Annotated in this window: 6 protein-coding genes and 1 riboswitch; of the genes, 2 read left to right on the forward strand and 4 right to left on the reverse strand. The window is 76.2% G+C overall.

Features of this window, described 5'->3' with window-relative positions:
• Positions 1-410: 410 nt before the first annotated feature.
• A riboswitch (SAM riboswitch) is annotated at positions 411-507 on the forward strand.
• Between the two features lie 5 nt (positions 508-512).
• Together AAHH18_RS18060 and metE are read left to right on the forward strand one after the other, a co-directional pair.
• A complete protein-coding gene (locus AAHH18_RS18060; RefSeq protein ID WP_343302570.1) occupies positions 513-1,568 on the forward strand; it encodes a methylenetetrahydrofolate reductase in 1,056 nt (351 codons plus the stop codon).
• 8 nt (positions 1,569-1,576) lie between these two features.
• The gene (gene metE, locus AAHH18_RS18065) at positions 1,577-3,928 is read left to right on the forward strand and encodes a 5-methyltetrahydropteroyltriglutamate--homocysteine S-methyltransferase (RefSeq protein ID WP_343302571.1); all 2,352 of its coding nucleotides are present in this window, start codon (positions 1,577-1,579) and stop codon (positions 3,926-3,928) included.
• A gap of 79 nt (positions 3,929-4,007) precedes the next feature.
• On the opposite strand, the gene AAHH18_RS18070 is transcribed toward metE, so the two are convergent.
• The 4 genes from AAHH18_RS18070 to AAHH18_RS18085 all read right to left on the reverse strand — a co-directional run.
• On the reverse strand, positions 4,008-4,457 hold the full coding sequence (locus AAHH18_RS18070) for an Hsp20/alpha crystallin family protein (protein WP_343302572.1): 450 nt from the start codon (positions 4,455-4,457) through the stop codon (positions 4,008-4,010).
• 166 nt (positions 4,458-4,623) lie between these two features.
• A complete protein-coding gene (locus AAHH18_RS18075; protein ID WP_343302573.1) occupies positions 4,624-5,067 on the reverse strand; it encodes a (deoxy)nucleoside triphosphate pyrophosphohydrolase in 444 nt (147 codons plus the stop codon).
• 63 nt (positions 5,068-5,130) lie between these two features.
• A complete protein-coding gene (locus AAHH18_RS18080) occupies positions 5,131-5,973 on the reverse strand; it encodes a hypothetical protein (protein ID WP_343302574.1) in 843 nt (280 codons plus the stop codon).
• An 84-nt stretch (positions 5,974-6,057) separates the two neighbouring features.
• A partial coding sequence (locus AAHH18_RS18085) for a YeiH family protein (RefSeq protein ID WP_343302575.1) occupies positions 6,058-7,115 on the reverse strand: 1,058 nt, incomplete at its 5' end.

The following is a 7,115-nucleotide window of genomic DNA, read 5'->3' on the forward strand; positions in this document are numbered from 1 at the left end:
GGCGGCCGGGACGGCGGGGGACGCGGCGGACGCCGTGCGGGCCGCGCCGAGCGCGACGGCCGACGCCAGGAGGCCGGCGCCCCCCGTGCGCAGCAGCGCGCGGCGGGACGCGCGGCCGGGGGCGGAGCCGGACGGGTCGGGTGCGACGGTGTCGTCGGGGGTGGTGCGCATGCGAGGACCTCCAGGACGAGTCGGTGCGGACCGTCCGTGGGAGGTGCCGGGAGGCGTGCGGGTGGTGCGGTGGCGGAGCGCCGGTGCGGCGCGGCCGCGGCTTCGCGCCGGTGGGCGCCGCGACGTGCCGAACGTAGGACTGTCCCGCGGGGGTGTCAACGGTCCGGACCCCGACCCGCCCCGGTCGGTGACGTGTCAGGGGCAGTGGACGGCTGACCCGACGCGGCCTAGTGTGGCCGCACCCATCCAGAGCGACCGAGAGACCTGGCTCGTCGACGTCGCAGCAACCCCCCTCGTGATCGAGGGTGCGGGTGCTTCCGCCAGGACCGATGGAGCTGACGATGACCGGTCCCGACGCACCCGCGCACCCGACGGAGCACGCCGTGCCCGACGGCCTCGGAGCCGTGGACCGCCCGACCGTGTCGTTCGAGCTGTTCCCGCCGCGGAACCCGGACGCCGCGCCGCGGCTGTGGTCCACCGTGCAGCGGCTCGCCGCCGCCCGGCCCGACTTCGTGTCCGTCACGTACGGCGCCTCCGGCAGCACGCGCACCACCACGCGGCAGCTCGTCCGGCGGCTGCTGCGCGAGACGTCGCTGACCCCCATCGCGCACCTGACCTGCGTCGCGAGCTCGCGCGCGGACCTCACGGCGACCATCGAGGAGTTCCTCGACGAGGGCGTGCGGTCGTTCCTGGCGCTGCGGGGCGACCCGCCGTCCGACCGGTCCTGGGAGCCGCACCCCGACGGGCTGCCGACGGCGAGCGCCCTCGTCGAGCTGCTGCGGGACGTCGAGCGCCGCCGGTGCGCGAGCAGCCCGGCGCAGGCGGTGCGGGCGGCCACCCGGCCCCTCTCGGTCGCCGTCGCCGCGTTCCCCCGCGGCAACGCCGGCGCCGGCAGCACCCGGGAGCAGGACGTCGCGGCGCTGCTCGCGAAGCAGCGGGCCGGCGCCGACTTCGCGATCACCCAGGTGTTCTACGACGCCGGCTCGTACGCCGAGCTCGTCGCCCTGGCCCGTGACGCCGGCGTCACCATCCCGATCCTGCCCGGCATCATCCCCACCACCGACCCGGCGCGGCTGCGGCGCGTGGCCGAGCTGACCGGCGTGCCCGTCCCGGCGTCGCTGATGGAGCGGCTCGACGTCTTCGACCCCGGCGACCCCGCGGACGTGGCCGCCCGGCACCGCCTCGGCACGCGGCTGGGCGTCGACCTGGTGAACGCGGTGCTCGACGGCGGCGCGCCCGGCGTCCACCTCTACACGTTCAACCAGCACGGACCGGCGCTCGACCTGCTGGAGGGCGCCGGCCTGGGCGGCGACGCCCCGCGCGCGCACCTGCGGGTCGACCCGCCCCGCGCCCCCGCGGCACCCGCGACCACCCCGACCCCCGTCCCGACCACCTGAGGCGAGAGATGACCCACCTGACCCACCCGTTCCCCGCCGGCACCGTCCTGGGCTACCCCCGGATCGGGCCGCGCCGCGAGCTCAAGAAGGCCATCGAGGCGTTCTGGGCCGGCCGCACCACCGCCGACGAGCTGGAGGCGACCGCCGCCGGGCTGCGCCGGCGCACCCGCGAGCGGCTGGCGGGGCTCGGGCTCGACACCCGGCTGCCGGCCATCCCGAGCGCGTTCTCGTTCTACGACCACGTGCTCGACACCGCCGCGGTGCTCGGCGCCGTGCCGGAGCGGTTCGCGGACCTGCTCACCGCCGACGGCGGCCTGGACCTCGCCGGGTACTCCACCGTCGCCCGCGGCCGGGGCGGCGACCTGCCGCTCGAGATGACCAAGTGGTTCGACTCCAACTACCACTACCTGGTGCCCGAGATCGGTCCGGCGACGCCGTTCCGCTACGCGGGCGACCGTCCGGTCCGCGAGCTCGCCGAGGGCCTCGCCGAGGGCGTGCTGACCCGGCCGGTCCTGGTCGGGCCGGTGACGTTCCTCGCGCTGTCGAAGCCCACGGAGGGCTCCCCGGAGGACTTCCTGCCGATCGACCGGCTGCCCGACGTGCTGCCCGTCTACGCGGCGCTGCTGCGGGACCTCGCCGCCGCGGGGGCCACGTGGGTGCAGCTCGACGAGCCGGCGCTGGTGTCGGACTCCACGGGCGTGCCGGCGGACCGGCTGCTCGCCGCCGCCGCGGAGGCGTACCGCGCCCTCGCCACGGACCTGCCCGTGGCCGAGCGCCCCGCCCTGCTCGTGGCGGCGCCCTACGGCGACCTCGGCGACGCGCTGCCCGTGCTCGCCGCGTCCGACGTCGACGGCCTCGCGCTGGACCTGGTGCGCGGCGCGGCCCCGGCGGGCGACGTCCCCGGGCTCGCGTCGAAGCTGCTGGTCGGCGGCGTGGTGGACGGCCACAACATCTGGCGCGCGGACCTCGACGCCGCGCTGGCGACCCTGGAGGGACTCGAGACGCTCGGCGCCGCGCAGGTGTCCGTGGCGACGTCCACCTCGCTGTTCCACGTGCCGCACGACGTCGACGACGAGCCCGCGCTCGACCCGACGCTGCGGTCCTGGCTGGCGTTCGCGGACCAGAAGGTCGGCGAGGTCGTCACGCTGGCGACCGGGCTGCGCGAGGGGCGCGAGGCCGTGCACGCCGAGCTGCTCGCCGCCGCGGACGCCCGCCGCAGCCGCGCCCAGGCGCCCGGCGTGGTCCGCCCCGACGTGCGGGACCGCCTGGCCGCGCTGCCGCAGGACGCGTTCCACCGCGGCGACTTCGCGGAGCGGCAGGCCGCCCAGGCCGCGCGCCTGCGCCTGCCCGTGCTGCCGACGACCACCATCGGCTCCTTCCCGCAGACCTCCGAGATCCGGGTGGCGCGCGCCGCGTCCGCCCGCGGGGAGCTCACCGCCGCCGAGTACGAGGACGCGATGCGGGCGGAGATCCGGCGCGTCGTCGAGCTCCAGGAGCAGATCGGCCTGGACGTCCTCGTGCACGGCGAGGCCGAGCGGAACGACATGGTGCAGTACTTCGCCGAGAACCTCGACGGGTTCGCCGTCACGCAGAACGGCTGGGTGCAGTCCTACGGCTCGCGCTGCACCCGCCCGTCGATCCTGTGGGGCGACGTCGCGCGCCCGGCGCCCATCACGGTGCCGTGGACGACGTACACCCAGTCCCTCACCGCGAAGCCCGTCAAGGGCATGCTCACCGGGCCGGTCACGATCCTCGCGTGGTCGTTCGTGCGGGACGACCAGCCGCTCGCCGACACCGCGAACCAGGTGGCGCTGGCGCTGCGCGACGAGATCGCCGACCTGGAGGCCGCCGGCACCGCGATCGTGCAGGTCGACGAGCCCGCGCTGCGCGAGCTGCTCCCGCTGCGGGCGGCGGACCACGCGGCCTACCTCGACTGGTCGGTGCGGTCCTTCCGCCTCGCCACGTCGGGCGTCCGCCCGGACACCCAGATCCACACCCACCTGTGCTACTCGGAGTTCGGCGAGGTCATCGGGGCGATCGACGGGCTCGACGCGGACGTGACGTCCATCGAGGCCGCGCGCTCGAAGATGGAGATCCTCGGGGACATCGCCTCGGCGGGCTACCCCCGCGGGATCGGCCCGGGCGTCTGGGACATCCACTCCCCGCGCGTGCCGAGCGAGGCCGAGGTCACCGAGCTGCTCACCGAGGCCGTCCGGGTGATCGACCCCGCGCAGCTCTGGGTGAACCCCGACTGCGGCCTCAAGACCCGCGGCTACGCCGAGGTCACGCCGTCGCTCGAGCACGTGCTGGCCGCGACCCGCGCGGTGCGCGCCACGCTGCCGGTGGCGACCACCGTCTGATCCGGGGCGCGGGCCGACACCCGCCGCGCAGCACGGCGCCCCGGTCCCGTCGCGGGACCGGGGCGCCGGTGTGCGGGCGTCAGGCGTCCGCGTGCTGGGCGTCGGCCGGGGCCTCGATGGTCGCCGGCGTCTCACCGGTCCGGACCTCGATGCGCCGCGGCTTGGCCTCCTCGGCCACCGGGATCGTCAGCGTCAGGACGCCGTCGGCGTACGACGCGTGGATGGCGTCCAGGTCGAGCCCGCGGCCCACCGTCAGCTGGCGGGCGTAGGTGCCGACCGGGCGCTCCTTGGCGAGCCACTGCACGCCGTCCTCCGTGCGCGCCGTGCGCTGGGCGCGGATGGTCAGGGTGCGGTCGTCCACGTTGACGTCGATCGACCCCGGGTCGGCACCCGGCAGGTCGACGTGCAGGACGTAGTGGTCGCCGGCGCGGTACAGGTCCATCGGCATGGACGCCGCCGCGCGCTGCGAGCCGAGCACCTGGCCCATGAGCCGGTCCATCTCCTGGAACGGGTCGAATCGCGTAGCCACAGCCCGTCACCTCCTCGACTCCGACGGGCCCCGGCCTGTCCGGGGCCATCGCGCTGCTCCGGCGGGACGGACCCCGCCGGAAGGGGCTACAGGACCTGTTCTAGCACTCGGGCACCGAGAGTGCTAACCCTGTGCCGGGCTGTTCGCCGAGAGATGAACGCGCAGGTCAGAAGGCCGTGGGGAGGCGGTCGCCGCCCTCGGTGGCGGCCGCCAGCGCCGACACGATCCGCACGTCTGCGTCCAACCACGGCACCGTCAGCCACTCGCCGCGCGGCAGCCACCGCAGCTCGTCGTGCTCCACCAGCGGCTCCGGCTCACCCGCCGCCACCCGCGCCAGCCACAGCCGCATCGTGTACCGGTCGGTCAGCCGCCAGCACCCGTCGTCCGGCCCGGCCAGCTCCGCACCGAGCTCGACCTCGACGCCGAGCTCCTCGCGCAGCTCCCGGTGCAGCGCCGCCTCGGGCTCCTCGCCCGGCTCCACCTTGCCGCCCGGGAACTCCCAGCGCCCCGCCAGGCTCACGGGCGACCGGCGCCGGGCGGCCAGCAGCGCGCGCGGGACGTCGAGGTCGTCGACGAGCGCCGCGGCGACGACGAGGACGGGCGAGGTCATGCGCCGATCCTGCCAGGCCCCCGCGGATCGCTGCGCCACGGAGCTGCTGGGCGCCGGGGACCGCTAAGGCCAGTAGCGCACAGGGTTCTGCCCTGTGTCGTCGAAGGTCCGGCCCTCCAGGTCGTGCAGCCGCTCGCCGAGGATGAACTCGACCCGGTTCGGCTCCGCGCTGGCGATCACGCCGTCGACGCGCCACGCGGCCAGCACACGTCCTCGCACGACCGCGACCAGCGCCGTGGGCGCCTCGGTGCGGACACGGTCGAGCGACAGCCGCCATGCCTTGCGCGCACGTTCGCGCAGCTCGTCGGCGGAGAGGTCGAGCACGTCCGGGTTCAGCTTCACCACGATCATCGGTGTGTCGACCGGAAGGGTCTGCACCGTTCCCGTGCCCGCACCCGGCGCCGTCCCCTGGTGCTCCCCCGCGGACACCCCGGCAGGCACTGCCTGGGCGATCAGCGCAACCACCCGATCAGGTGCGGCGTCGACCCCTCCGGCGACCTCGACATACGCCGACGCCGCGGCCACCAGCGACGTCGCGATGAGCACGCGGTCGCCCTGCACCAGGGACTCGCTGCCTTCGACGGCCTCGACGCGCAGGGTGCCCGAGGTGCCCTCGTGCGCCAACCGCAGCAGGACCGGCTCAGGACACACGGCTCGGACGTCCTCCCGCAGCACCGCCAAGGCCTCCATCTGGAGCGCTCGATCGACACCGCCGCGGGTGGCGAGCTCGACGACGCGTGCTCGACCCAGAGCGCGCTTCCGGGGCTCCGCCGACGCCAGCATGTCGATCGCGGCGAGAAGGCGCCTGCTCTTGTCCTGCGTCACGCTCGTCCGGTACACGATCAGCGCGCCCAACCCGGCCCCGGCGAAGGACAACGCCGGAGAGAGCCAGTCGACGACAGCCACGTTCTCACCCTCGCACGGACGCCTCGAGCCTGACGACGATGCCGGGAAGGTCACCCTTGTGGACCACCCACACGGACGCCGGGATCACCCCGCCAGCAGCAGGCCGCCGAGGCTGACGGCCGCGGCGACGACGGTCGACGCCGCGCCGAGCGCGAGGGGCCGGCCGCCGGTGCGGACCAGGCGCCCGACGTGGATCTGTGTGCCGAGGGCGGTCATCGCGGCGCCGAGCGCGAGGGTCGTCACCGGCTTCACCGCCGGCAGGACCGCGTCGGGGACGAGGCCGGCGGAACGCACCAGCACGGCCACGACGAACCCCGCGACGAACAGCGGGACGAGCGGCGCGCGGCGGCCGGGTCCGGCGACGGCACCCCCGGCCCGGCGGCGGACGACGCCGACACCGGCGACGAGCGGCGCGAGCAGCAGGACGCGCGCGAGCTTCGCGACCACGGCGACCGTGAGCGCGGCGGCGGACACGGTGCCCGCGGCGGCGACGACCTGGGCGACCTCGTGCACGGACATCCCGGCCCAGAGGCCGGCGGTGCGGTCGGTCAGCCCCAGCACGCCCGCGGCCAGCGGCAGCGCGACGATCGCCAGGCTCCCGTAGACGGTGACCAGCGCGACGGCGGTCGCGACGTCCTCCTCGTCGGCGTCCGCGACGGGGCTCATGCCCGCGACGGCCGCGGCGCCGCAGATCGAGAAGCCGGTGGCCACGAGCAGGGTCAGCGCGCGCCCGACGCCGAGCCGGGGCCCGAGCCAGAGCGTCGCCGAGAACGTCGCCGCGACGGTGACGAGCAGGACCGCGACCTCGCGCGCGCCCAGACCGAGCAGGTCGCCGAGGGACAGCTGGAGACCGAGCAGCACGACGCCCGCCCGCAGCAGGTGCCTGCTCGTCCAGGCGAGACCGGGCTCGAGGACCGCCGGGACGGCACCCACCGAGCGGGCGGCGGCACCGAGGGCGATCGCGACGAGCAGCCCCGGCAGGACGGGGACCGCGGCGGTCAGGCCGACGCAGAGCGCGGCGACCGCCACGGCGACGGCGGTTCCCGGAGCGACGCGGCGGACGCCGGCGAGGCGGGAGCCGCGCGCGGTGCTCCCGCCGGGCACCGCGGGCGGCGCAGGCGGCGCGGGCGGCGCGGGCGGCG

The organism is Cellulomonas olei, from assembly GCF_039548315.1.
Classification (GTDB): domain Bacteria; phylum Actinomycetota; class Actinomycetes; order Actinomycetales; family Cellulomonadaceae; genus Cellulomonas.

Excerpts from the sequence above, each read along its gene's own strand:
- AAHH18_RS18060 (WP_343302570.1), top strand. The coding sequence starts at position 513 with ATGACCGGTCCCGACGCACCCGCGCACCCGACGGAGCACGCCGTGCCC.
- metE (WP_343302571.1), top strand. The coding sequence starts at position 1,577 with ATGACCCACCTGACCCACCCGTTCCCCGCCGGCACCGTCCTGGGCTAC.
- AAHH18_RS18075 (WP_343302573.1), bottom strand. The coding sequence starts at position 5,067 with ATGACCTCGCCCGTCCTCGTCGTCGCCGCGGCGCTCGTCGACGACCTC.